The 25,409-nt window shown below is 33.0% G+C and carries 22 protein-coding genes; 8 read left to right on the top strand and 14 right to left on the bottom strand.

The genetic code is table 11. From position 1 onward, the window contains the following. Positions 1 to 27: 27 nt before the first annotated feature. Both JVU85_RS02400 and JVU85_RS02405 read right to left on the bottom strand, forming a co-directional pair. Entirely contained in the window at positions 28 to 858 is an 831-nt protein-coding gene (locus JVU85_RS02400; RefSeq protein ID WP_021458809.1) for an aldo/keto reductase, read from the bottom strand. Between the two features lie 128 nt (positions 859 to 986). Further along, positions 987 to 2,591, bottom strand: a complete 1,605-nt coding sequence (locus tag JVU85_RS02405) for an ABC-F family ATP-binding cassette domain-containing protein (RefSeq protein ID WP_002511114.1) — start codon at positions 2,589 to 2,591, stop codon at positions 987 to 989. 143 nt (positions 2,592 to 2,734) lie between these two features. Here JVU85_RS02405 and cvfB point away from each other — a divergent pair, with 143 nt between their 5' ends. From cvfB to phoU, 6 genes are all read left to right on the top strand, one after another. Then, positions 2,735 to 3,634 carry an RNA-binding virulence regulatory protein CvfB gene (cvfB, locus tag JVU85_RS02410; RefSeq protein WP_021458810.1) on the top strand — a complete coding sequence of 300 codons (900 nt, stop codon included), beginning with the start codon at positions 2,735 to 2,737 and terminating at the stop codon, positions 3,632 to 3,634. Between the two features lie 629 nt (positions 3,635 to 4,263). Next, positions 4,264 to 5,226, top strand: coding sequence for a PstS family phosphate ABC transporter substrate-binding protein (locus JVU85_RS02415; RefSeq protein ID WP_107373466.1), 963 nt, complete (start codon positions 4,264 to 4,266; stop codon positions 5,224 to 5,226). Between the two features lie 189 nt (positions 5,227 to 5,415). Beyond that, complete coding sequence (gene pstC / locus JVU85_RS02420; protein ID WP_002511111.1) at positions 5,416 to 6,345, top strand: phosphate ABC transporter permease subunit PstC; 930 nt, start codon at positions 5,416 to 5,418, stop codon at positions 6,343 to 6,345. Position 6,346: 1 nt separating this feature from the next. Further along, positions 6,347 to 7,291, top strand: a complete 945-nt coding sequence (gene pstA, locus JVU85_RS02425) for a phosphate ABC transporter permease PstA (RefSeq protein WP_103387910.1) — start codon at positions 6,347 to 6,349, stop codon at positions 7,289 to 7,291. 84 nt (positions 7,292 to 7,375) lie between these two features. Beyond that, positions 7,376 to 8,260: a phosphate ABC transporter ATP-binding protein PstB gene (gene pstB, locus JVU85_RS02430; RefSeq protein ID WP_107373465.1), complete on the top strand. Its 885-nt coding sequence runs from the start codon at positions 7,376 to 7,378 to the stop codon at positions 8,258 to 8,260. 6 nt (positions 8,261 to 8,266) lie between these two features. Then, positions 8,267 to 8,917, top strand: a complete 651-nt coding sequence (gene phoU / locus JVU85_RS02435; RefSeq protein ID WP_002511110.1) for a phosphate signaling complex protein PhoU — start codon at positions 8,267 to 8,269, stop codon at positions 8,915 to 8,917. 33 nt (positions 8,918 to 8,950) lie between these two features. Here phoU and pepF read toward each other — a convergent pair whose 3' ends face one another. Further along, entirely contained in the window at positions 8,951 to 10,756 is a 1,806-nt protein-coding gene (gene pepF / locus JVU85_RS02440; protein ID WP_107387330.1) for an oligoendopeptidase F, read from the bottom strand. Between the two features lie 186 nt (positions 10,757 to 10,942). Here pepF and JVU85_RS02445 point away from each other — a divergent pair, with 186 nt between their 5' ends. Next, positions 10,943 to 11,296: a hypothetical protein gene (locus JVU85_RS02445; RefSeq protein WP_002511108.1), complete on the top strand. Its 354-nt coding sequence runs from the start codon at positions 10,943 to 10,945 to the stop codon at positions 11,294 to 11,296. Positions 11,297 to 11,343: 47 nt separating this feature from the next. Here the strand turns inward: JVU85_RS02445 and JVU85_RS02450 are convergent, their stop codons facing one another. From JVU85_RS02450 to JVU85_RS02500, 11 genes are all read right to left on the bottom strand, one after another. Beyond that, complete coding sequence (locus JVU85_RS02450; protein WP_021458814.1) at positions 11,344 to 12,351, bottom strand: siderophore ABC transporter substrate-binding protein; 1,008 nt, start codon at positions 12,349 to 12,351, stop codon at positions 11,344 to 11,346. Between the two features lie 1,174 nt (positions 12,352 to 13,525). Beyond that, positions 13,526 to 14,785, bottom strand: coding sequence for an aminoacyltransferase (locus tag JVU85_RS02455; RefSeq protein ID WP_002511106.1), 1,260 nt, complete (start codon positions 14,783 to 14,785; stop codon positions 13,526 to 13,528). A 20-nt stretch (positions 14,786 to 14,805) separates the two neighbouring features. Then, positions 14,806 to 16,074, bottom strand: a complete 1,269-nt coding sequence (locus JVU85_RS02460; protein WP_142019667.1) for an aminoacyltransferase — start codon at positions 16,072 to 16,074, stop codon at positions 14,806 to 14,808. A 279-nt stretch (positions 16,075 to 16,353) separates the two neighbouring features. Continuing rightward, positions 16,354 to 17,016, bottom strand: coding sequence for a type 1 glutamine amidotransferase domain-containing protein (locus JVU85_RS02465; RefSeq protein WP_021458815.1), 663 nt, complete (start codon positions 17,014 to 17,016; stop codon positions 16,354 to 16,356). A gap of 90 nt (positions 17,017 to 17,106) precedes the next feature. After that, the gene (gene trpA / locus JVU85_RS02470; RefSeq protein WP_204172066.1) at positions 17,107 to 17,835 is read right to left on the bottom strand and encodes a tryptophan synthase subunit alpha; all 729 of its coding nucleotides are present in this window, start codon (positions 17,833 to 17,835) and stop codon (positions 17,107 to 17,109) included. After that, entirely contained in the window at positions 17,835 to 19,043 is a 1,209-nt protein-coding gene (trpB, locus tag JVU85_RS02475; protein ID WP_021458816.1) for a tryptophan synthase subunit beta, read from the bottom strand. The genes trpA and trpB overlap by 1 nt, the downstream gene beginning before the upstream one ends. Beyond that, the gene (locus JVU85_RS02480) at positions 19,036 to 19,668 is read right to left on the bottom strand and encodes a phosphoribosylanthranilate isomerase (RefSeq protein WP_002511101.1); all 633 of its coding nucleotides are present in this window, start codon (positions 19,666 to 19,668) and stop codon (positions 19,036 to 19,038) included. Before JVU85_RS02480 ends, trpB begins: the two co-directional genes overlap by 8 nt. Further along, complete coding sequence (gene trpC / locus JVU85_RS02485) at positions 19,665 to 20,447, bottom strand: indole-3-glycerol phosphate synthase TrpC (protein ID WP_002511100.1); 783 nt, start codon at positions 20,445 to 20,447, stop codon at positions 19,665 to 19,667. The genes JVU85_RS02480 and trpC overlap by 4 nt, the downstream gene beginning before the upstream one ends. Then, on the bottom strand, positions 20,431 to 21,444 hold the full coding sequence (trpD, locus tag JVU85_RS02490) for an anthranilate phosphoribosyltransferase (RefSeq protein ID WP_002511099.1): 1,014 nt from the start codon (positions 21,442 to 21,444) through the stop codon (positions 20,431 to 20,433). Before trpD ends, trpC begins: the two co-directional genes overlap by 17 nt. Continuing rightward, on the bottom strand, positions 21,395 to 22,009 hold the full coding sequence (locus tag JVU85_RS02495) for an anthranilate synthase component II (RefSeq protein WP_204172067.1): 615 nt from the start codon (positions 22,007 to 22,009) through the stop codon (positions 21,395 to 21,397). Before JVU85_RS02495 ends, trpD begins: the two co-directional genes overlap by 50 nt. Next, the gene (locus JVU85_RS02500; RefSeq protein WP_204172068.1) at positions 22,006 to 23,412 is read right to left on the bottom strand and encodes an anthranilate synthase component I; all 1,407 of its coding nucleotides are present in this window, start codon (positions 23,410 to 23,412) and stop codon (positions 22,006 to 22,008) included. Before JVU85_RS02500 ends, JVU85_RS02495 begins: the two co-directional genes overlap by 4 nt. A gap of 801 nt (positions 23,413 to 24,213) precedes the next feature. Here JVU85_RS02500 and JVU85_RS02505 point away from each other — a divergent pair. Then, positions 24,214 to 25,305 (top strand): prephenate dehydrogenase, encoded by a 1,092-nt coding sequence (locus JVU85_RS02505; RefSeq protein WP_002511096.1) that lies wholly within the window; start codon positions 24,214 to 24,216, stop codon positions 25,303 to 25,305. Positions 25,306 to 25,409: the final 104 nt, after the last annotated feature.

Consider the following 25,409-nt stretch of genomic DNA (forward strand, 5'->3'; position numbering starts at 1 on the left):
TAATGTTATTTTACACTTTAAAATGTATTAAAACTCTTCATATATCGCTGGATTTTGATCTTTGCGACGACCATCTTCACGCGTTAAGTTATTTATCTTAACCATTTCTTCATCATCTAATGAAAAATCAAAAATATTAATATTTTCCAATTGTCTTTGGTTAGACGTTGCTTTAGGAATTGGGACAATACCATTTTGCACGTGCCATTTTAAAATTACTTGAGGTATTGATTTATTATATTTTTCAGCTATCGTAGCAATTGTTTCATCATTAATTACGTTAGAAGCTCTACCGATAGGGCTCCATGCTTGAATTACAATACCTTTTTCTCGATGATAGTCTATAACATCTTGTTGGTTAAAGTAGGGGTGTAATTCTATTTGATTGATGGCAGGAAGGACTCCTGTTTCTTGCTCAAGCGTATCTATATGTTCAGGTAGGAAATTACATACACCAATTGATTTTAATAACCCAGCTTTTTGAGCATCGATAAGCGCCGTCCAAGCCTCTACAAATTTCCCTTGTTTTGGATTAGGCCAATGTATAAGGTATAAGTCAATATAGTCAACATTAAGTCTATAAATAGACTCTTGTATGGCTATCATTGCGCTATCATAGTCATGATAACGACCTGGCAATTTAGATGTTACGATAACTTGATCTCTAGCTACGTGACTTTGTGATATTGCCTTACCAACAGTACCTTCATTTTCATAATTATAAGCAGTATCCAGTACACGATAACCATTGTTCAAGGCATTCACAATTGCATGTACACCTTGTGTCCCATTTAATTTATATGTACCAAAGCCAACAACGGGTATAATGTGACCATCGTTTAAGTTTAACTTTTCCATAAGTTATATCCTCCTTAAGTCAATTTAGTTTCATTATATATATCCATACCATTAAAAAACACTATTTTGCATAAAATTAGCCTTAACGTGTGAGTAGAAATCACGTTAAGGCTAATTGTTATAAGTCATTATTTATTTAATACACCAATTTCTTGTAAATAAGCTTCGTATGAAATTTCTTTAGATAGACTGCCTGGTTGATTTAAATCGATCACGCGGTTTGCAATTGTATTGATAAATTCAAAGTCATATGAAGTGAAAATTATAGAACCTTTAAAGGACTCTAAACCATCATTGACAGCAGTAATACTTTCTAAGTCTAAGTGGTTAGTTGGTTCATCAAGTAATAAGACGTTAGCACTTGAAAGCATCATTTTACTTAACATGCAACGTACTTTTTCTCCACCTGATAAGACACTTGCTTTTTTCTTAACTTCATCGCCACTAAAGAGCATACGTCCTAAGAAGCCACGTAAAAATGTTTCAGTTTGCTCATCTTCCGGAGCATATTGACGCAACCAATCAACAAGATTAGTGTCAACACCATCAAAATATTCTGAGTTATCTTTAGGGAAATAACTTTGAGAAGTTGTCACTCCCCATTTCACGCTACCTTCATCAGGTTTCATTTCACCTGCTAAAATTTTCAATAAAGTCGTTTTAGCAATTTCACTATCGCCAATCAGTACAGCTTTATCATTTGGATCCATCGTAAATGAAATGTTATCTAATACTTTTTGACCATCAATTGTTTTAGATACATTTTCAACAAATAATAAGTCATTACCAATTTCACGTTCTGGAGTGAACTTAACATATGGATAACGACGTGATGATGGTTGAATATCATCTAACTCGATTTTCTCAAGTTGTTTTTTTCTACTAGTTGCTTGTTTAGATTTCGAAGCATTTGCTGAGAATCGTGCCACGAAGTCTTGTAATTCTTTAATTTTTTCTTCTTTTTTCTTGTTTTGATCTTGAGCCATTTTCATTGCTAATTGACTAGATTGATACCAAAAATCATAATTCCCAACATATAATTTGATTTTGCCATAATCTAGGTCAGCAATGTGTGTACATACATTATTTAAGAAATGTCTATCGTGTGAAACGACAATAACAGTATTTTCAAAATTAATTAAGAAATCTTCTAACCAACTTATTGCTGGAATATCCAAACCGTTTGTCGGCTCATCGAGTAATAGCACATCAGGTTGCCCAAATAAACTTTGCGCTAGTAAAACTTTAACCTTTTGGTTGTTTTCTAATTCTGACATTAATTTATCTTGTAAATCTGCTTTAATACCTAAACCTGAAAGTAATGAACCAGCGTCGGCTTCTGCGTTCCAACCGTCCATTTCAGCAAATTCACCTTCAAGCTCAGCAGCTCTAATACCATCTTCATCACTGAAATCAGGTTTCATATAGATAGCATCTTTTTCTTTCATCACTTCGTATAAACGTTCATGACCTTTAATCACTACATCAATAACTCGTTCTTCTTCATAAGCAAAGTGATCTTGTTTTAAAATAGCTAGTCGTTCATTTTTGCCCATAGACACGTTGCCCGTTTGAGCATCTAACTCACCAGATAATATTTTTAAAAATGTAGACTTCCCAGCGCCATTTGCACCGATTAACCCATAGCAATTGCCTTCTGTAAATTTAATATTTACGTCTTCGAATAATTTACGATCACCAAATCGTAAACTCACATCAGTAACTTGTAACATGCACTTACTCCTTTATCGTTATTCTAACGGACAAATTATAACATACTTATATCTTTGTTTCGAGCTTTCTAAAAAGGATTAATGCTTGTTAACGCTTGGCGTGTTATAATGATACAGAATAAATATGTGCGAAGGAGACAAATATGGCACGAGAAGAAAAAGGAATTGTAGGAACGATTGAATTCTTAAAAGTTGTTGGTTTGCAAGGATCAACTTATATGTTACAAGGCCCAAATAACGAAACAGTTAAATTAAACCAATCAGAAGTTAATGAAGAAGACGAGTTAGCAGTAGGGGAAGAGTACAGCTTTTTTATCTATCCTAATCGTTCAGGAGAACTATTTGCAACCCAAAATATGCCAGACATCACTGTAGATAAGTACGATTTTGTAAAAGTATTAAAAACAGACCGAGATGGTGCCCATGTAGATGTTGGATTACCAAGAGAGGTCCTTATCCCATGGGAAGATTTACCTAAAGTAAAAACTTTATGGCCAGAACATGGTGATGAATTATTAGTCACTTTAAGAATAGATAGTGAAAACCAAATGTTTGCTAGATTAGCAACAGAAACAATAGTTGAATCAATGTTCACGCCTGTCCATGACGATTCAAAACAAAACGAAGTAATTGAAGCAAGACCATATCGTTTACTTAGAATTGGTAGTTTTTTACTATCAAAAGATGGTTATAAAATATTTGTTCATGAATCAGAACGTAAAGCAGAACCAAGATTCGGTGAACTAGTCAATGTACGAATTATTGGCCACAACGACAAAGGGGAGTTAAATGGATCATTTTTACCATTAGCCCATGAACGTTTAGATGAAGATGGCCAAATCGTTTTTGATTTACTTGTTGAGTATGATGGTGAATTGCCTTTTTGGGATAAATCAAGCCCAGAAGCAATTAAAGAAGTATTCAATATGAGTAAAGGTGCTTTTAAAAGAGCTATTGGTCACCTTTACAAACAAAAAATCATTAATATCGAAACTGGCAAAATTGAACTAACTAAAAAAGGATGGTCTAGATTAGAAAACTAGTTTCTTCTATTATTATAGGTGATGTTCAATAATAGAAATGAGCTTTTAAAAAATCTAGATCATAATAAATAAACACCCCTTCACAAATAAATGTGAAGGGGTGTTTATTTATATATATTATAATATCGGCTGTATTTATGCCGACTCCTGCGGGAATAGCTCTCGCCGAAGACTACAGACTGAGGCAGTCCCCGCGGAAAGCGTGCATAAACATGCCACAAAGTCAGAAACTACATCGACAATCTCACTAAAGCACAATTAATGTACAAGTTCCATTTTATTCACTTAATACTTTCTTAATAATCAACTAAAACTTCCTCAAAATACATTTAATTATAAGTAAACAAACCCAAAATAAAATTTTCAACACAAAAACTAAATAATTATTTTGCTAATTTTAGTATCACGTAATGTTAACGTAACATTTATAACTCTTTAAACCCTTGATATGATTGACTTCCACAAGCTATGCTTTCAATTTTTAATTTTGTAAACACAATGATTCTATTCTTAACGAAACATTTACAATTAGCATATTTGAGATTAATAATTCGTCTGTATCATAAGAGTTGTAATAAATACATATAACTTGTTTTCGAGTTATTGATTCTATTTAGGAGGATGTTTCAATGAAAAGATGGCAGTTAATTGGTACTACAGTTGTTGGTGCTTCGTTTTTACTAGGAGCTTGTGGCGGTAGCGGAGGTTCTGGTGAAGGCAAAGATGTTGAAGGCGAAGTTAAGGGTGACGGTTCTTCAACAGTAGGTCCAATCATTGAAAAATTAAATGAAAAATTTGCTCAAGATTTTCCAAATATAACAGTTTCTTCTGGTACTTCTGGTACTGGTGGAGGATTTGAAAAATTCATTTCTGGAAGCACTGATTTTGCAAATGCTTCTAGACCAATCAAAGATGAAGAAAAGAAAAAATTAGAAGATAAAGGTATTAAATATGAAGAGTTCAAAGTTGCAAAAGACGGTGTAACTATTGCAGTTAACAAAGAAAATGACTTTGTTGATGAACTTGATAAAGATCAATTGAAACAAATTTATTCTGGTGAAGCTAAGTCTTGGAAAGATGTTAACCCAGAATGGCCAGATAAAGAAATTAAAGCTTTCTCTCCTGACCAATCACACGGTACTTATGATTTCTTCACAGAAGAAGTTATGGATGACGGTGATATCAAAGCAGAGAAAAATGCTGATACAAACGTAATCGTTTCTTCAGTACAAGATAATAAACAAGGTATTGGTTATTTCGGTTATAACTTCTACGAACAAAATAAAGACAAATTAAAAGCAGTTAAAATCAAAGGTGATAGCGAAGCAAAAGAACCAACTAAGAAATCTATTCAAAATGGTTCATACGCTTTAAGTAGAGACTTATATGTCTACGCAAATGAGAAAAAACTTAAAGACAATAAAGCTTTCCAAGAATTCATCGGCTTCATCTTAGACGATAAAGGTAAAGCAGCAGAAGATGCTGGATATGTTGCACTTCCTGAAAAAACTTACAAAGAACAACAAGATAACCTGAAGGACATTACAGGTGGAGATAGCAAAGAAGAAAGTAGTAAGGAAGAAGAAAAATAATTATAACATCAATTCTTTAAGATTGGGATAAGGAAAATGGCAGACGAAGTAAACACCACTTCGTTAACCATTTTCCATAACTGTTCACCTTTATAACACTTACGAAACACCGTTTTTGTAAGTAGGTGACAACAGTCCCCAATCTTTTTTAAATTTTGGGAGCTTATTATATAGAAGGAAGGTATTTTTATGGCGGATAACAATTTCTCTGTTAGTGAAATGATTGCTCAAAACAACGCCAAAAAGAAAGGTACAAGCGACAAAATTGTGCCTGTCATCTTAGGAACTATTGCAGTTATTTCCATATTAACGACAGTAGGTATTTTAGTAACTTTATTAACGGAAACAATCACATTCTTTACACGCGTACCAATTACAGAATTTTTATTTACGATGGATTGGAATCCATTCTCATCCACACCTAAATATGGTATTTGGGCATTAATTCTAGGTACTTTGAAAATTACAGTTATAGCAACTATTGTAGCGGTGCCAATCGGCTTAGGTGCAGCTATTTATTTAAGTGAATATGCATCACAACGTGCACGTGCAATTATCAAACCAATTTTGGAAATCCTTTCAGGTATTCCAACTATTGTATTTGGTTTCTTTGCTTTAACATTTGTAACACCATTATTAAGAGACATTTTCCCATCATTAGGAAGCTTTAACTCTATTAGTCCTGGGATTGTAGTAGGTATCATGATCATTCCTCTTATTTCAAGTATGAGTGAAGATGCTATGTCCTCAGTTCCTAATAAAATGCGCGAAGGTGCTTTAGGCTTAGGTGCTACAAAATTCGAAGTAGCGACTAAAGTAGTATTACCAGCAGCTACATCAGGTATCATGGCGTCAATTGTTTTAGCCATTTCACGTGCAATTGGTGAAACAATGATTGTCTCACTCGCTGCAGGTAGTACACCAACTGCCTCATTAGACTTAACTGGTTCAATCCAAACGATGACTGGTTTCATTGTTCAAGTCGCAACTGGTGACGCTACTTTCGGTTCAGACATTTATTATAGTATTTATGCAGTAGGATTCACGTTATTCCTATTTACACTAGCAATGAATTTAATCTCTCAATGGATTACGAAACGCTTTAGAGAGGAGTATTAATATGACACAAGCAAATGATCAAACAATCTCTCAAGCACCATCAAATAACAACAAAGTGTTAGTAGATCAAAAATCAGTAGAAAATAAATTAAATGGACGCTTGAAAACAAATAAATTTAACAAATGGGCGTTCTTCGCCTGCACAATGGTTGGACTTGTTGTATTAGCGGTATTATTAATTGATACTATAATTAAAGGTGCTGGACATTTAACGCCATCTTTCTTTACAAGTTTCTCATCTTCAACACCATCGATGGCAGGTATTAAAGGCGCATTAATCGGTACAGTTTGGTTGATGATTACTATTATCCCAATCACGATTATATTAGGGGTAGGCACAGCAATATATTTAGAGGAATATGCTAAAGACAATGCATTTACTCAATTTATTAAAGTAAGTATTTCTAATTTAGCTGGTGTACCTTCAGTCGTATTCGGTCTATTAGGCCTGACTATTTTCGTACGTGGTATGGGAATCGAAGCACTAGCATTAAGTAACTCTATTCTAGCAGCTGCTTTGACTATGTCTTTATTGATTTTGCCAGTAATCATTGTAGCAAGCCAAGAAGCAATCCGTGCTGTTCCTAATACAGTGAGAGAAGCTTCTTACGGACTTGGAGGCAATAAATGGCAAACAATTAGAAGAGTCGTTCTGCCGGCCGCTATTCCTGGAATTTTAACTGGTTTTATTCTTGCATTATCGCGTGCATTAGGGGAAACTGCACCGTTAATCTTAATTGGTATTCCAACAGTACTTATGGCATTACCATCAAGTATTTTTGATCAATTCCAAGCATTACCAATGGCAATTTACAACTGGGCAAAACTACCTCAAGCAGAATTCCAAAACGTAGCATCTGCAGGTATTATCGTATTACTTGTTATCTTATTATTAATGAATGCAATCGCAATATTCTTGCGTAACAAATACAGCAAAAAGTTTTAGGCACAATATTCTAGCATAAAACAAACACCTCATTAAGTAACCTATATTTTAACCTTAATGAGCATCTATAAAGGAGTTTTAATTATGGTAAACAATTTAACTGCAAATAAAGATGAAAAAGTCGAATTAGAAAAACATACAGCACAAAATCAAGCACCGACTACGCCATTAGACACTAATTCAAACAACAAAATAGAGAGTTCAGATAAAAGCAAAAGTATTGTCTACTCTACGAAAAATCTTGATTTATGGTATGGCGATAACCACGCATTAAAAAATATTAACTTAGATATTTTAGAAAACAATGTAACAGCAATTATCGGTCCTTCAGGTTGTGGTAAATCAACTTATATTAAAGCATTAAATCGTATGGTTGAATTAGTACCTTCTGTAAAAACAGCTGGAAAAATCATGTACAGAGATCAAAATATTTTTGACGATAAATATTCTGTTGAAAAATTACGTACTAATGTAGGAATGGTCTTCCAGCAACCAAATCCATTCCCTAAATCAATTTATGATAATATCACTTATGGACCGAAAATTCACGGTATAAAAAATAAAAAAGTATTAGATGAAATAGTAGAAAAATCTTTACGTGGCGCGGCAATTTGGGATGAATTGAAAGATAGATTGGACACTAATGCTTATAGCTTATCTGGTGGTCAACAACAACGTGTATGTATCGCTAGAACGTTAGCTATCGAACCTGACGTTATCTTGATGGACGAACCAACATCAGCATTAGATCCAATCTCAACATTAAAAGTAGAAGAATTAGTTCAAGAATTAAAAGAAAAATATTCGATTATTATTGTAACGCATAACATGCAACAAGCAGCACGTGTATCTGATAAAACAGCGTTCTTCCTTAACGGTTATGTCAATGAATACGATGATACTGAAAAAATCTTCTCTAATCCAGCAGACAAGCAAACAGAAGATTATATTTCTGGACGCTTCGGTTAATAAACTATGGCTATTATTAGACATAATTACGAAGGCCAAATCGGCGAACTCAATAAAGATTTACGCCGGCTTGGCCTTCGAGTATATCGTAACATTGACTATGCTTTAGAATCGCTGAGTGTTAATGATCGTGATTATGCACGCCAAGTAATAGCACTAGATAAGGAAATTAATGCACTTGAATCAGAAATTAATGAAAAGGTAATTATGCTAATTACACGCCAACAACCTATAGCAACTGATTTACGACTTATGATGGCTTCATTAAAAATAGCTTCTGATTTTGAACGTATGGGTGATAATGCTGCAAGTATTGCCAAAATACGATTACGTGCACAATTTAGCGATAATTATGTATTAACACGGTTAAAAACAATGGGTAAATTAGCTCTGTTAATGCTCGTTGATTTAAATACAGCAGCAAATAACAATGACCTGACATTAATAAAAGAAATTATCGCTAGAGATCGTGATATTGACGATTTATATCGAAACATTGTCAATACGACTTATCTGATTGATAACGATCCTTTCGTTTCAGGACAAGCACATCTAGCTGCAAGACACTTGGAAAGAATAGGCGATCATATTTGTAATATTGCAGAGAATTATTATTACTTTATTACAGGTGAACGTTTCGAATCATACGATAATTAAAAGCTACCAAGCCATATGCTTGGTAGCCTTTGTTTATTTATTTTCAATAGTATTTGTTAAATCTTCTAACTCATTCACGAGCTCACCAATATAATTAATCGTCGCACGCAATGGTTGATCTGTTGTAATATCAATACCTGCAACTTGTGCTAATTCTATAGGTGATTTGCTTCCTCCAAGTTTCAATGTATTTAGCCAATCATTTACTGCACTTTGGCCTTCATTTTTTATCCGTTCTGCCATAACCGTTCCAATAGTTAGTCCTGCAGAGTAAGTATAGGAATATAATCCCATATAATAATGAGGTTGGCGCATCCATGTTAATTCAGCACCATCACTTAACTTAACACTATCTCCGAAAAATTGACTATATACATCTCTCATTATTTGATTTAATTGGGGCGCAGTTAACGATTCGCCCGCATCTACTTTTGTATAAACTTCACGTTGAAATGCAGCTTCTAACAAATGCGTTACCATATTATGATAATACGTTCTTGAAATAATTGATCCAATAACCCAACGCTTAAATTGTGGATCTTCACTGCGTTGAAATAGGTATGTTGCCATTAACATTTCATTCATTGTAGAAGGCGCTTCTACAAAATACATAGATGCCTCTGATTCTAAATAATTTTGATGGTGTTGCGCTAAGTTGAAATGACCTGCATGTCCAAGTTCATGCGCTAAAACAAATGCTTCAGCCATTTTTCCTGTCCATGAAATAAATACGTAAGAATGTGAAGCATACGGACTTGCACAATATGCACCAGTTTCTTTGCCTTTATTTTGAGCAAAGTCGATCCAACGATCTCTATATGCAGTTTCAACCATATTCAAATAATCATCACCCAAGACATTCAGTGCGCCATAGATATATGATTTAGATTCTTCAATTGAAATTTCAGGTTCATACAGAGGGTCAATCGAAATCTTCAGATCTTCAAAGCGCATTACTTCTAAATTATGTACACGCTTCAACAACTTAGCATATTTTTGCATAATAGGGGCAAGTTCGCTCATGATTACATCAATTTGTCGATCAAACATTTCACGTGTTACTTCTTGGTCTTGTAATAAATAATCTATAACAGAGTCATATCCTCTTAAATCTGCTTCTATCTTTTCTTGTTGTACTTGCATATTATATGTCGTTGCAGTAGTATGTTGATATTTTTTTAAAGCATCACTAAAAGTCGCAAAGCTTTTCTGTCTAAATTCTGGATCAGCATTATCTTCATAATCATTTTCAAATGTAGCGTAATCCATAGGATAAACAGCGTCATTATGCTTAAATGAATCAAAAGCAATATCTAACATCTTAGTATTGCCGTATAGTTCATAAGGCTTTTCAAAAATAGGGGAGAAACTCGCTAAAGCTTCCTCTACATTAGGTGCCAGTTGATATGGTTTGCGCGCTTTTAATTTAGTTAAAAAGTGTTTGTATTGAGAATGATCAATAACACGTGCTAACTCTTCATCGCTTAAAGCTAATATTGTAGATTCAACGAAGGCGAGATTACTTGCTATTTTGCCATATGTCGTACTAAATTTAGAACTTAAATTTTGTGCTGCTTCGTTTGTAGTATCAACACTTAACCTTAATTCAACATAGTTTGCCATACGATCGACTTCTATTAATATTTGTGAATATTGCTGTAACATTGATTCAATCTTATCTACAGTTATTTGAGTATCAAAATTTGCACGAAATTGTTGAGCTTGTTTAGTAGTCTCGGTTAATTGTGTATAAAAAGCTTCATCAGATATAAATAAATCAGTAATATCCCATTGTTCTTCACTAGGGACTTCATTTCTAAATGGTAAGGAAACCATCATTGATTTCACTCCTTTTCATTATGTATTCACTTTGCATTATACATTAATCACTTACTAAAGATATACTAAGGACAATTATTACGTGAGATACAACTATAGTCGCTATACATATAAAGTATTTTCAGATAAAATGTAGTTAACAAAGACTTTATGTCAATTTTATAAGTTTTGTGAGGAGCAATTAATATGAGTATATTTGATATGCCGAACTATTTGTGGATTACTTTTGTAGCAGCAATATTATTGACTGTATTTTGTAATTTAGTATTAAACAAATGGTTTTTCCCTGCAATTACCACTTTTATTGTTTTAGCAATTGCAGCATTTTTAATACCTAACTTTTACAACATTTCATATGAACCATTGTTGGGTTATGCTGCATTTTTAGCAATCTTTTGTATTATTATTACATTTTTATTATGGTATTTTACTCGAAATTGGAGACGAAAACGCAAAGAAAAAAAACTTAATAAAGAAATTAGAAAACGAGGCGGTATTCCTCGACAAGAAGTTGAAGAATATACACGCCACAAACAATAATAAAAAGCGTTACAGGAAGATTTAATCGCCTGTAGCGCTTTTTATTTTTATTTAAATGCATTCTCAACATCATTTAATTGATCCATTGTTGCTTGCAGACCACCTTCGTTAAAAAACCAATCATTAGCCTCAAATAGGGTGATCTCATTATTTTTCACAGCTTTAACATTATTTATGACTGGGTTTTTTAATGCTTCCGGCACTCCATTCGTCTTACCATCCTTCGATCTATCTATTACAAACAACTTGTCAGGGTTTGTATGTGCTAAATACTCATACGAAATGACCGCGCCACTTGAACTAGCCTTCATATTTGTATCAGCATGTCTAATGCCTAAAGTTTCATTAATAAATCCACCAAATCTTCCTGTGGAGCCATACGCCTTCACATCTTTGTCATCCACGTTTAAAAATAATACCTTATCTTCGTTAATGACTGTTTTAGTTTCTAACAGTTTCTGATCTAATTTATCGCTCATATTGTGTATAGTTTTTTCTCGTTTAAATATTTTACCAATAATCATGGCATTCTCTTCTACGGATTGGATATAATTATCGAAGTGGGGGCTTACAAAAATAATTTTTGCTTGTGGTGCAGCTTTTTGCATTTCCTCTAATGTCTTAGAATGCGCTTGTCTAAAAGAGGCAAAAATAACTTCTGGCTTAGCTTTTGCTAAAGTTTCATAATTAGGGCGCCCAGGATTCCCTAAATTAGCATATTTATCGTCTTTAAACGCTTTTAAACGTTCTGGTAAAAAAGAGGCATTTTGACCTTTAGATATGGCTACTATGCGATTTTCTAAATGCAAAGATTGCATAGTATCTAATGCACCATAATCCATTACAGCCACTCTTTTAGGATTGATAGGTACTTTAACAGTTTTAGATTTCATAGTCCCACGATTATGATCCTTAGTTTGCTCTTTAAATTCATATGTATTGTCGATACTGACAGTTTTCGTCTTTTGGTGTGATGTTGATTGTTTTTTAGTATCACATGCAGTAACCATTATCATTACAACAATGATACTAAAAAGAATAATTATGTTTTTCATGTAGTATGCCTCCTATAACAGAAGTATACTGTAATTGATAATCGTTATCAATTATTTTTTAATTAATATATTACTGTAATATATACATTATAATTATATGTTTGCAAATTACACATAGCTTTTTCTAAGTCGAGTAAGAATGAGCAAATATCATAATTGCAACAGCAATTGGCAAAATATATAACATAACCAAATAAAGTTACGATGATATATTGCTAACTCATATTAAAATAATAATAATGAATCGAAGTACTAAATAAGCTATAAATATTACTTAACTAAAAATAACAAACTACAAAAACTATGCTAATCATTATTAATAAGTGGATATTCAGCAGAAAAAGCGTTCCATATATAACTTCCTATAATATATATTATGTAAACTAAAATGTTTTCTAAAAGTTAGTCGTTAATTAACATATATAATATCAATATTTAAGATCATATATTACCATCCATTAATAATGCTCACATATAAATTACATATATCACTTCATTTGTCTTGATTGATTAATTTATCTATAGTCTAGTAAATATCACTGACTCATTTGTCATTACTTATACGTTTGTTCACTTAATTAAATAAAATTGCTCAGAAATCAAAATCTCAGCGTCTTTAAATTACAATATAATTATTAATGTACTTATAGTTATAGCTGATATTCATTAAGTGCTTAAATCAGCAAGATTAACTCATAATACACACATTAACACTTGATTAATCTATAAAATCTATCTAAGTAGCAATCCTTAGTTACAGGGTTTAAATTATTTGCTAAAATACATTATGGTTTACATAACATAAATATGGTTATTTATATTGCAGCGTAAGTTATTATATTTTTTCGCATATTTAGCATTTTCAGTTATAAATAACTGCTTAATTTGCCATTAGGAACATCACACTTACTTACCAATATCAATATTCGACTCAGATAATTTTACATAATTAAAATTTACTTACTTGTTATATTACTTATACTTTTTATACATTATATTCATTTAGTACTATAATGTAATGGTTTCTGATCTCTTAATTTATCGTCATGTTAGAAGTTGCCTGTTAAAGACAATAATTTGCTAATATCACTTTATAAGTTTACATAACATAAATATAGTTACTTATTTTGACATAAAAATCCCGCCATATTCTTAATATGGCGGTTTAAAACAGTTATTTTTTAATTTTCTTACGGATATTATTTAAAGAATTAAATAATTTATATTTTGCTTTTTTAATTGGTTTGTAGAAATCTCCAATTAACTCTTCGATTTGTACATTAAAGCCACGTTTGAATCGATATACACCATAGTCTTCACTATTTTCAGTAAAGTCTCCTGATAAGCCATAGAAATTGTAACGCTCATAACCATGTTCAAAGCAATAATTTATCATATGCCAGTGCATCATATATGGTCCCATAAAGTGGTTATATTTTTCTGAAGAACCTCCTGAAAAATAGTTTACTTCATAAGCATTGGCGAAAAATACGCCTGAAGCTAAGTTTAAAATAGTACCATCTGTTTGACGTAATTCACTCGCTTGTAGTAATTCTGATTTGTCGTGTTCAATTTGCTTATCTAATTCGCTAATTTTTTTCAAATGTTTCTCTGTCTTATTTTCATTTTGCATCATTTGATCACGACGCGCTTCTTTATCGTTGATATTGTTTTGAATCGTTTCAATACGCTCATCTAAATTGACATAAGCAAGTGGAATTAAGGCTTTATCACCATAATTATCAATAAAATTATAGAAATAGTCATCCGTTTTAGATACAAAACCAGCTCTTTCTTCCGTTTCTCTATATAAATTTAAGAAAATATCAAATTCATCTCTACCCAAGAAACGTACGCGCACATTATTATTAATGGCCTTATTAATATTTCTTTTTCGTTGACTATCAAATTGTTTTTTTAATGATGCAGGTGTTTCACCTGCTAAATTTAATACACCCATCCATCTTACTTGGCTTGATGTATCATATGATGTCGTAAAACCATGATGTTCATAACCGTAAGCTTTGAATAAATTAACGAGTGCATCATTTTGATATCTATTACTATATGGATTAACATCCTTATCATATATGTGATAAATCCAATACGGATCTAGTTTGACGTATAAACAGTTATGTTGATGTAAATATTTATCTAATTCTCTCAAATAATAATCTACTAATCCTAAATCACTGTAGTCCATTACTGGCCCACGATTTGAATAATAGACATAACTCCCCATTGTTGGTATTTTAGAGAACAGACTAGCTGCAACGACTTGATTGTTGTCATCTTTTAATCCTAATAAAACAACTTGAAATCCATCCTCTTCCCTAGTCGCTATATTTTCTTTAACTTGAAAATAATGACTTTCTAACGCTGGATTTTGTACAAAATTGTCATATTCTTTGACAGTTAACTCTGTAAATTTCATTCTAGCTTAGTTCCCTTCTATTAATGTTTACTCACTTTATCTTTGACCTTTTTCAAGGCTTTATAGACGTTATACATTGGCTTATTAATTGGTTTAATAAAGTCTCCAACATACTCTACTACATCGGCGTTAAAGCCTTTTTTAAACTTAATAACACCTGCATCTTCTGCATCTTCAGAAAAGTCACCACTAATACCATAGAAATTATAACGATTAATATTATGGTCAAGTGCATAGTTAATCATTTGCCATTGAATCGCATAACTACCTGCAAAATGTCTAAATTCATTTGCTGTTCCACCTGCATAATATACAACTTCAAATGGGTTTATAATGAAGAATGCCGCTGAAATTGGTAATTCATTACCATGTTTTGCTTTTAATGCTTCAGCTTCTGCAATTTTCTGTTCATTTGTTTGTAATTGTTTTTCTAAATTTTCTTTTTTATTGTGGGATTTTTTATTATCTGGACGTTTTTCAATATCTTTAATAGCTTTGTTGATATCTTTTGTCAGCACTTCCCCTTCGGCTTTCAACTCGTCTATATATTCCACGAAATCTATGTAAGCTAATGGTACGAGTACACGGTCTTTATAGTATTTAAAACGATTGATATAGAAACTATCATCTCGATCATGAAAGTCTTTAGATTCTGATGTATCTTCCATAAATGAGCGGAAAATTGGTAATTCTTCTTCTGTTAAGAAGCGTACCTTCACGCCATTTTTTTGAACTTTTTTCGTATTACGTTTACGTAAACTATCCATATTATTTAAGACATCTTTAGCTGTTTTATCTTGTAAATCTAAAACTGAATGGAATCTAATTTGAATAATTGGATCAAAGCCAGTTACAAACCCTTGATGTTTATAACCTAATGCTTTCATTTTATCAAAGAACCAATCATTACCAGCATTGCTTAAAATGTCACCATCGTGATTACGATACTGATAAGGTAAATATGGATCTACACGGAAATATAACGCATTATGTTTTTTTAAATACTTATTTAATTCATTAAAGAAATAGTGTACTAACTCTTTGTTGTCGAAATCTATTACTGGACCACGGTTTGAATAGAAATATTTAAAAAATTTCATTACTGGTACTGCCGTTAGCAAACATGCTGCAATAACTTCATTATTATTGTTCTTAACACCTACTAAATGTGTTTCTGTACCTTCTGCAATTTTAAGTTCATAGTTTCCTACCATTTGCGTAAAGTGACTATTCTCCATCTTATCAGCAAATGTGCCAAACTCTGTCGCCGTTAAATTCGTAAATTTCATTTTATATACTCCTAGTTCATCTATTAATCTTTTTATTCTTCAATCTTAACTATTATACAATATTCATCATTAAAACAAAATTAATACCCTTATTGTTCAGTCAATAAATCAATTTTCATGATAGTTTAAAATCATTATGCTACATATTATTATACCATTTATTATAGGTTAACAAACAAAAAGAGAACGGTATAGAAATTAAATTTTTTTAATTTCTATACTGCTCTCTTTAAATTTATTATATATCATATACCTTGTACTTTATGAATCAGTTAATCGTTATTGTGTTAATGCATCTCTTAACGTTTCACCGATGGCAATGCTAGATTGAGGGTTTTGTCCTGTAATAAACAAACCATCTTGCTCAACATGTGATACAAAATTATCTTTAGTGACAAATTTTGCGCCTTGGTTTTCTAATTCGCTTTGTGTTAAAAATGGTACTTTGTTTTCTAAGCCCATAGCACGCTCTTCTTCATCTGTAAATGCTGTTAAAGTTACATCTTTAACGATAAAGTTACCATTTTTATCTTTAGCGCCAACAAAAGCACTTGGACCATGACAAACAGATGAAATAAATTTATTTTGTTCTTTAAATTCTGCAAGTACTGTCGCTAGCTCTTGATTGTGTCCAAAGTCAAATACTGTACCGTGTCCACCTGGTAAATAAATCGCATCGTAATTATCAACGTTTACCGTTTTAATGCTAGGTACATCATTAATTTTATCCACAAAATCACTGTATTGCTCTAATTCACCGTTTTGTGTAGAATTTGCATCAATCGGTACTGCACCACCATCAATAGATACAAGGTCTACTGTAATATTAGCTTCTGCTAAAATACGATATGGCTCACTTGCTTCTTCTAGCCATAAACCTGTTTGTGAACCATCATCATATTGATTTCTACTAGTTAAAACAAATAATACCTTTTTACTCAATTTCAGTCACCTCTAAATTAGACTTGAATACATAGTTTAACTATGTATTTGTATTTTACAGTTTTTTAAAATGGATAAAAACTAATTTGCTTAAGCATCTAATACGTGACGAATTTCACTAAAATATTGACGTGATGTAGCATTATCATCTTCGTCTAAACGTCTTACAATCTCACTGCCTATCACTACACCATCAGCCGCTTCAATAATGTCAGCTACATGGTCTGTAGTACGTATGCCAAAACCTGCTACAACAGGAACTTGTGAAATTGACTTGATATAATTAATACGTTGTTTTAACTCTGGATGAAATTTACCATTTTCACCAGTAGTTGCATTCATGGTAACTGTATAAATAAAACCTTCAGCATGTTGCGCAATTTGTTCGATACGTTCTTTAGCAGTTGTCATAGCAACTAATGAAATAATTTTCACTTTACGTTCAGGATGTCTCAACTTCATTTGTTCAATGAGCTCAAACGGCAAATCAGGTATAATCAGACCATAAACACCTGCATCTTCACAAGCAGCGAAGAATGCTTCTTCACCATAATGATGAATAATATTATAATAAGTCATTAATACGTAATTACTATTAATGTCGGCTTTATGTTGTGTGAGTTGTTCTAAAATATAGTTCACACTAATACCTTCCTCAATTGCCTTTTTACCTGCATCCATAATAACAGGTCCATCAGCTACAGGGTCTGAAAATGGCACACCAATTTCAACAATATCTGCACCTGCCTCACTCAACATTTTTAAATTTTGAATAAATGAACTATTGCCCATAATATACGGTATAAACAATTTCGACATTAAATTTCACCTCTTGCTTTCATGTAATTTCTAATCGTATCCATATCTTTATCGCCACGTCCGGACACCGTAACTACCAATACTTCATCTTTACTCATTTCAGGTGCCAATTGTTCTACATAACTTAACGCGTGGGCACTTTCGATTGCTGGAATGATACCTTCAGCTTTAGTAAATCGTACTAGCGCATTCATCGCTTCATCATCGCTAGCAGTTACATAGTTAACTCTACCGATATCTTGATAATAAGAATGTTCGGGACCGACTCCTGGATAATCCAAACCTGCTGAAATAGAATGTGCAAGTTGAATTTGGCCATGATCATCTTGAATCAAATACATTTTCGAACCATGTAGCACACCTGGCTTCCCTTGACTAATTGCTAAGGCATGTTGGTCCGTATTCTTTCCTTTACCTGCTGCTTCAACGCCGTATAGTTTAACGTCATCTTCAATAAATGGATAAAATGTACCTATAGCGTTTGATCCCCCACCAATACATGCAACTACTGCATCCGGTAAGCGCCCTACTTTGTCCGTAATTTGCGACTTAATTTCTGTCCCAATTACGCTTTGGAAATCTCTGACCATCGTTGGAAATGGATCTGGTCCTAAAGCTGAACCTAATAAGTAATGCGTATCATCAACATGACTTACCCAATATTGTAAAGCGCTGTTAACTGCATCTGACAATGTTCCTTGGCCATTACTCACAGATTCTACTTTTGCTCCTAATAATTCCATACGAAAGACATTTAGAGATTGTCGTTTAATATCTTCTTCACCCATAAAAACAACAAGTTCCATATCAAATAAGGCTGCGACTGTTGCACTTGCCACACCGTGTTGACCCGCACCAGTTTCAGCTACAAGTTTGTTTTTGCCCATTCTTTTAGCTAATAAGGCTTGTCCTAAAGCATTGTTGATTTTGTGCGCTCCAGTATGATTTAAATCTTCGCGTTTTAAATATATTTGCGCGCCACCTAATTGCTTTGTATAGCTTTCAGCAAATGTTAAAGGAGTTTCTCGCCCCACATAATCTTTTAAATAATACTGTAATTCTTCATAAAAAGAAGGATCCTTTTTTGCCTTTTGATATGCTTGTTTTAATTCAATAATAGCTGGCATTAATGTTTCAGGGACATATTGACCACCATAGTCACCGAAAAAGCCAAATTCATCCGCTTCTGTTTGTATTTTTTTATTCATGTGTCGATACTCCTTTGACCAATTTAATAATATCGTTCATTTTATCTTTATCTTTATACTGGTTAATTTCTATTCCACTCGCTATATCATAACCACTATGCGCTAAATTTAACTGTTCTATTTGTTGAATACTGTCATAGTTTATACCACCTGCAATTAAATAAGGTATATCTCTAATTTGTTGCAATATTTGCCAATTGAAATGTTGACCTGTACCTCCATATGCTTTCGAAGGCGTATCTATAATAAATAAATTGACATAAGGTTGATACGCTACTAAATTAGCATTTAATTTTTCGTTTGCAGGTAAGGCTTTAATAATATTTAGCTGTGGAAAATGTTGTTTAACTTGCGCTACAAACTCCACTGATTCATCTCCATGTAATTGAATCGTAGACAAGCCTGTTACTTGGACCAATTCTGTTATTTTATCCATTGTTGGATTCACTACAATAACTACAGTCTGTTTATCGTTTGGTACAAGTTGGATTAATGACTTAATAGTTGCTGTATCTACAAATCTTTTACTTTTGGGGTAATGAATAAAACCGATGGCATCAATGTCTAAATGCCGTGCTTGCTTTACATCTGTTGCTGTACGAAAACCACAAAATTTTAGTTTCATACTTTGACTTTATCCAGTTTTAAGCTCGGTAAAAATTCACTCAAATCATCACTTTTCATTAATGATTCCCCAATAAGTAAGCCATCAATACCTGAATTCACAATAGACTCAACATCGTCTTTAGTGTGGATACCACTTTCTGAAATATAATGATAGCCTGCTTGTCGTCCACTTAGTATTTCGTTTGTATGTTTAACATCTGTGACAAAACGTTTTAAATCTCTATTGTTAACACCTATTATTTCGGGATCTAACTGATATGCTCTGGCTAGTTCTTCTTTGTCATGAACTTCGACTAGCACTTCTAAATTTTGTTTAGTTGCATACGTGTATAATTCTTTAAGTTGTTGATCTGTTAAGACATTAACAATTAATAAAATGATAGAAGCTCCAGCTTTTTTGGCCACATCAATTTGAATTGGATCAATTACGAAGTCTTTGCATAACACAGGTAAGTTGGTTTCTACTGTTAGTGATTGTAAACGTTCGTAACTCCCACCAAAATACTGTTCATCTGTTAATATAGATACCGCATTGGCTCCATAAGCTTCATAATCTTTAACTTGTTGTACTAAATCCTTACCTGGTAATTCTGGTAATGATGGACTTTTAGATTTAATTTCTGCAATTACTGCAAGTTGCTCTTTTGTTGTTAAGCTCTCTTTAAATGGCTGTTTATGGGAAATATCTACCACTGGTAGTGTTTCTAATTTCTTTTGATAATACCCTTCAGCTAATAATTCTTTTTTATACTCTACAATTTCATCTAGAATAGTCATATAAGTAACCTCCTGTTTGTTTATATTGTTCTAACGCCGCACCTGTAGCAATTAAGTTGCGTGCTGTTTCAACACCTTCTTTTATTGAAGAAACCTTTTCTGCTACATATAGTGCAATGCCTGCGTTTAATAACACGACATCTTTTTTCGCCGATTGATCTTTATTCGTTAATATATTTAGTGTTATTTCTAAATTGTCTTGTGCTGTTCCACCTACAAGCTCTGTATTCTTTGCAGGTGTTAAACCCACATCTTCTGCGTTGATAGTGTAATTGTAAATTTTTCCATCTCTAATTTCATATAATAAATTATCTCCGGATAATGTTGCTTCATCCATACCATTTGCACCATGCAGTACAATCGCACGTTTTCGTCCTAAGTCGGCTAAAGTATGTGCAATTTTATCTAGTTGTTCGGGTTCATATACACCCATCACTTGGTAGTCAAGTTTAAAGGGGTTAATGAGTGGACCTGTTATATTGAAAATAGTTGGTACATCTAACATTTTTCTTACCGGTTGAATGTGTTTCATTATTGGATATGTTTCGGTAGCACTTAAAAACACTAACCCTGTATCTTTTAAATATTGTGGCGTTTCCTCTATGCTGCTAGTAGCAACTTGCATAGCTTGTAGTAAATCTGTACTACCAGAAGCAGAAGTCACACTTTTATTACCATGTTTAATGACAGGTACACCTGCACTAGCTACGACAAACGAAACTGTTGTTGAAATATTAAAGCTATTTGACTTATCTCCTCCTGTGCCACAGACACACATACTTCCAGGGTATACAGGTTGTTCTGTGTACATGGATTGAATTAAGCTACGTGAAATAAATGTTAACTCTTGTTGTGTTAATGGTTTAGCAGTAAAATTTTGCAATAATGCTACTTTATCCTCTAAGTCATAATCTGTAGCGATTAATAAGTCGATAAATTCAGTCATTTCATTTTGATTGAGTGGTTGTTGTTGCTGTAATTGTTTGAGTAATGTCATTTTGTGTGCCCTCCTTAGTAATATTGATAAAATTATTAATAATTTGTTCTCCAAATTCTGATGCAAATGATTCTGGATGGAATTGAATTCCGTAATGTGGTCTAGTTTCATGTTTAAATGACTGAATACAATCTGTCGTTTCGCCCGTGATATTTAATACTGATGGAAACTGATTAGGGTCACTGACTAATGAATGATACCTCATTATTTCTGAATTTTCTGATACTTCTTTGTACAACTGTGTTGCTTTAACGATACGCATTGTATCGACTTTACCATGTTTAACAGTTTCTCCTTGTATTACTTTGCCACCGTAGTAACAAGTTAATGCTTGAGAACCTAAACAGACACCTAAGATTGGTTTAGTTTGGTAATGATCGATGATATTCATTAAGTATTGAGTATCTAAAGGATGTCCTGGCCCTGGCGAAATCACTACGCCATCAACATCTAGTTGTAAAATTTCGGGATCATCCGGGTACTTTACTACTACATCTTGTGTTTTTGCAATAATATCAACGAGATTATACGTAAATGAATCATAATTATCGACAATTAATATCATGGTGACACCTCCAATAAACTTTTCGCTTTCAATTGTGTTTCAGCAAATTCTTTTTCAGGAATAGAATCATATACGACCCCACACCCTGCTTCGACATTAATATGCGTGTCATCTACCATCATCGTGCGGATGGCTAAAGCAAAATCTAAATCGTGATTACAATTAATATAACCAATGCCCCCACTGTAGACGCCTCGTTTTTTAGGTCGTTGTTCATATATGCGCTGAATAGCTCTTAGTTTAGGTGCTCCTGAAACAGTTCCAGTAGGTAATAAGCTTGCCACAACTGTCATCGGTGAATAATTATCTTTTAAAGTTCCAGTGACTTCACTGACGATATGCATTACATGTTCATAGCGTTCAATTAGCATTAATTTTTTAATTTTGGAAGAACCCGCTATACTCACTCTATGAATATCATTACGTCCTAGATCAACCAACATACGATGCTCACTTAATTCTTTTTCGTCTGTTTTTAATTGCTGTTCGTTATGATAATCTTCTTCTTCAGTTTTACCTCGTTTAATTGTGCCAGCTATTGGATTAGTTACAACTTGTTGTGCTTGCACTTTAACAAAACTTTCTGGCGAACTCCCTACAATAATAGGTTTATCCATATCGATGTAATACATATAAGGACTTGGATTTTGTCGTTTTAAGTTTTGATATAATTGATATGCAAATGTTTTTACATTTTCTTTAAAGTAATGAGGATAACTATAAATAATAGATGGTACAACTTGAAACATATCACCTTGCTGTATTAATGACTTCATGTAAGACACAGTATCCATAAATTGTTGTTTCGTTACATTTGAAGTAATTACTTTTTCTTGTTGTTCATATGGTAATGGTTCAGAAAAAATTTCTACCTTAGTTAACTCTTCTAAACGTCGGTTAATGTTGTCTTCTAATGCTTGTTCACTTCGCTGTGAAAATAAATCAGTTGCAACTATATACAAATACTCATTGTAATGGTCAAAAATATACGCATCTTCGACCATATAAAATTTAGTATCATGTTGTTGATGATCATCTAGGGCTATATTTTGTAATACTGGAAATTCGTGTCGTACTAGGTCAAAACTACATGAGCCGACAAAACCAGAAATAAATGGTAATGCTGATAATTCTTCTTCTTCAATAAGTGCTTTATAGTGATCAATATATGATTTCATCTGCTCATATGGTTCAGTTGTTTCTGTCTTTGTTCCTTCTGGAGTCGTAATTTGTAACTGTTTATCATCTAGTATAAGTTCCCCATACGTATCAAAGATAACGATAGAGTAACGACCTTTAAGTTGTGATTGGTCTGCACTTTCTAAAATTATTTTGTTATTTCTTAATCTGGCAAATGCTTCTGGTGTTACTTCAGCATTTATTTTTTTATATTTAACTTTCATTTACTTTCCCTCCTAACAAAAAAATCAGCATCCTTATATTGCTATAAGGACGCTGACGCGCGGTACCACCTAATTTAGCCGTATTCAAACTACAGCTCACTTCATTTTTATTTAATTGACCTTCAACAAAACCCAATTTCGTTACATGGTGGTGTTAGTTTCCATCAACCACTAACTTTCTGTTACTACCTAGCCATGTACTACTTCATTTTGTTTGCTATTTTACATATAAAAAGCACCACAATAACGCAAATCTGTAAGGACGCGTTACCGTGGTGCCACCTTAGTTAACATATTTATGTTCACTTTACTGCTATAGTATTGTATTTAAAAGCCCATTTCACCACATCAGTTGTGCTAATTTACATCACCCATTAGCTTTCTGCTTACTACAAATCTCATGTGTTACTTATATCTTTTAAATTTTATACTTGCTTTCAACAAGTAATTACTTAGCATGTTACAACTTTCATTTCTATTTGTCAAACATCTTTTTACTTTTAATTCGAATAATTATAGTTAATGAAAAAATTTTACTTAGTCATCTTCTCCTCTTATCCTGTATTCGTTGCTAATCGTTATATTACTTTAATTGCTTATTTAATTCGTATATGACAATAGTATCATTTATTATTTTTCAGACTATCAAGACCCATCGATTTATAAACCACTAATTTATGCTCATATGTCCTTTTTTAAAGCCAGTTTGATGTTAGATATAGCTTGCTACATATTGCATATCTTATTCTGCTACTATACACTGTTATTATTCTGAAAATTTCGATCGAGGTGTCCACTACTATGAAACAAATATTATTCGTTGGTTTAGGTCTGATTGGTGGGAGTTTAGCTAGCAATTTGCGTTATTACCATAATGATATTGAAATTACTGCATATGATGCAGATCAATCACAATTAGACAAAGCTTTATCCATCGGTATTATTGATTATCAATCAACTAATTACGAACAAAGCATTAAACAAGCTGATATTATAATTTATGCTACACCGGTACAACAAACAATTAAATATTTACGTGATTTACCTTCACTCCAACCTAAAGATGGTGTCATTGTTACAGATACTGGTAGCACCAAGTCGACTATTCAGCAATTTGAAACATTTTTATTAGAACATCATATCCATTTAATTGGTGGTCACCCAATGGCAGGTAGCCATAAATCTGGTGTATTAAATGCGAAAAAACATTTATTTGAAAATGCTTTTTACATTTTAGTACATGATGAAGCACAAAATCAGCAAGCTTATAACACGATACAAAATTTATTGGCAACAACCGACGCTAAATTTATTTCTACTACTGCTGAAGAACATGATTTCGTTACTGGTTTAGTTAGCCACGTACCACATATTATCGCCTCAGCTTTGGTACATTTAAATTCCAATCATGTGGCTGAATCTGACCTTGTTAAAGATTTGGCTGCTGGAGGGTTTAGAGACATTACGCGTATTGCTAGCAGTAATCCTTTCATGTGGCGAGATATCACATTAGAAAACAAAAATACTATTCTACGCATCATGCGAGAGTGGCATACACAAATGGGTCACATCATTGAACTCATTGAACACCAAAAACCTGATGCCTTATTCGACTTTTTCAATGATGCTAAAATTTATCGTGATCAACTACCAGTTAAGTCACAAGGCGCATTGTCTATAGAGCATGATCTTTATGTCGATATTCCAGATAAACCGGGGATGATTAGCCAAGTAACAAATACCCTGAGTTTACATAATATTTCTATAAGCAACATAAGAATTCTAGAAGTCCGTGAAGATATTTACGGAGCATTACGCATTAGTTTTAAAAACCCAGAAGATCGCAAAAGAGGTGCAGAGGCGCTAAGCGACTTCGATACTTATATACCATAATAAAACGGCTGGGACATAATAGCTTCGTCCCAGCCTAATTTTATATTATTAGAGCAGCTGCCTGAACTGAAATTGCGCTTTAAATCAAGCTTTTCCAGTACTAA

This window comes from Staphylococcus sp. GDY8P72P (assembly GCF_016890655.1).
Taxonomy (GTDB): domain Bacteria; phylum Bacillota; class Bacilli; order Staphylococcales; family Staphylococcaceae; genus Staphylococcus; species Staphylococcus arlettae.

Bases quoted from the DNA above. Each gene is read 5' to 3' on its own strand.
- JVU85_RS02400 (WP_021458809.1), bottom strand. From the start codon at position 858: ATGGAAAAGTTAAACTTAAACGATGGTCACATTATACCCGTTGTTGGC.
- JVU85_RS02405 (WP_002511114.1), bottom strand. From the start codon at position 2,591: ATGTTACAAGTTACTGATGTGAGTTTACGATTTGGTGATCGTAAATTA.
- cvfB (WP_021458810.1), top strand. From the start codon at position 2,735: ATGGCACGAGAAGAAAAAGGAATTGTAGGAACGATTGAATTCTTAAAA.
- JVU85_RS02415 (WP_107373466.1), top strand. From the start codon at position 4,264: ATGAAAAGATGGCAGTTAATTGGTACTACAGTTGTTGGTGCTTCGTTT.
- pstC (WP_002511111.1), top strand. From the start codon at position 5,416: ATGGCGGATAACAATTTCTCTGTTAGTGAAATGATTGCTCAAAACAAC.
- pstA (WP_103387910.1), top strand. From the start codon at position 6,347: ATGACACAAGCAAATGATCAAACAATCTCTCAAGCACCATCAAATAAC.
- pstB (WP_107373465.1), top strand. From the start codon at position 7,376: ATGGTAAACAATTTAACTGCAAATAAAGATGAAAAAGTCGAATTAGAA.
- phoU (WP_002511110.1), top strand. From the start codon at position 8,267: ATGGCTATTATTAGACATAATTACGAAGGCCAAATCGGCGAACTCAAT.
- pepF (WP_107387330.1), bottom strand. From the start codon at position 10,756: ATGATGGTTTCCTTACCATTTAGAAATGAAGTCCCTAGTGAAGAACAA.
- JVU85_RS02445 (WP_002511108.1), top strand. From the start codon at position 10,943: ATGAGTATATTTGATATGCCGAACTATTTGTGGATTACTTTTGTAGCA.
- JVU85_RS02450 (WP_021458814.1), bottom strand. From the start codon at position 12,351: ATGAAAAACATAATTATTCTTTTTAGTATCATTGTTGTAATGATAATG.
- JVU85_RS02455 (WP_002511106.1), bottom strand. From the start codon at position 14,785: ATGAAATTTACAGAGTTAACTGTCAAAGAATATGACAATTTTGTACAA.
- JVU85_RS02460 (WP_142019667.1), bottom strand. From the start codon at position 16,074: ATGAAATTTACGAATTTAACGGCGACAGAGTTTGGCACATTTGCTGAT.
- trpA (WP_204172066.1), bottom strand. From the start codon at position 17,835: ATGTCGAAATTGTTTATACCGTATATTATGGGCAATAGTTCATTTATT.
- trpB (WP_021458816.1), bottom strand. From the start codon at position 19,043: ATGAATAAAAAAATACAAACAGAAGCGGATGAATTTGGCTTTTTCGGT.
- JVU85_RS02480 (WP_002511101.1), bottom strand. From the start codon at position 19,668: ATGAAACTAAAATTTTGTGGTTTTCGTACAGCAACAGATGTAAAGCAA.
- trpC (WP_002511100.1), bottom strand. From the start codon at position 20,447: ATGACTATTCTAGATGAAATTGTAGAGTATAAAAAAGAATTATTAGCT.
- trpD (WP_002511099.1), bottom strand. From the start codon at position 21,444: ATGACATTACTCAAACAATTACAGCAACAACAACCACTCAATCAAAAT.
- JVU85_RS02495 (WP_204172067.1), bottom strand. From the start codon at position 22,009: ATGATATTAATTGTCGATAATTATGATTCATTTACGTATAATCTCGTT.
- JVU85_RS02500 (WP_204172068.1), bottom strand. From the start codon at position 23,412: ATGAAAGTTAAATATAAAAAAATAAATGCTGAAGTAACACCAGAAGCA.
- JVU85_RS02505 (WP_002511096.1), top strand. From the start codon at position 24,214: ATGAAACAAATATTATTCGTTGGTTTAGGTCTGATTGGTGGGAGTTTA.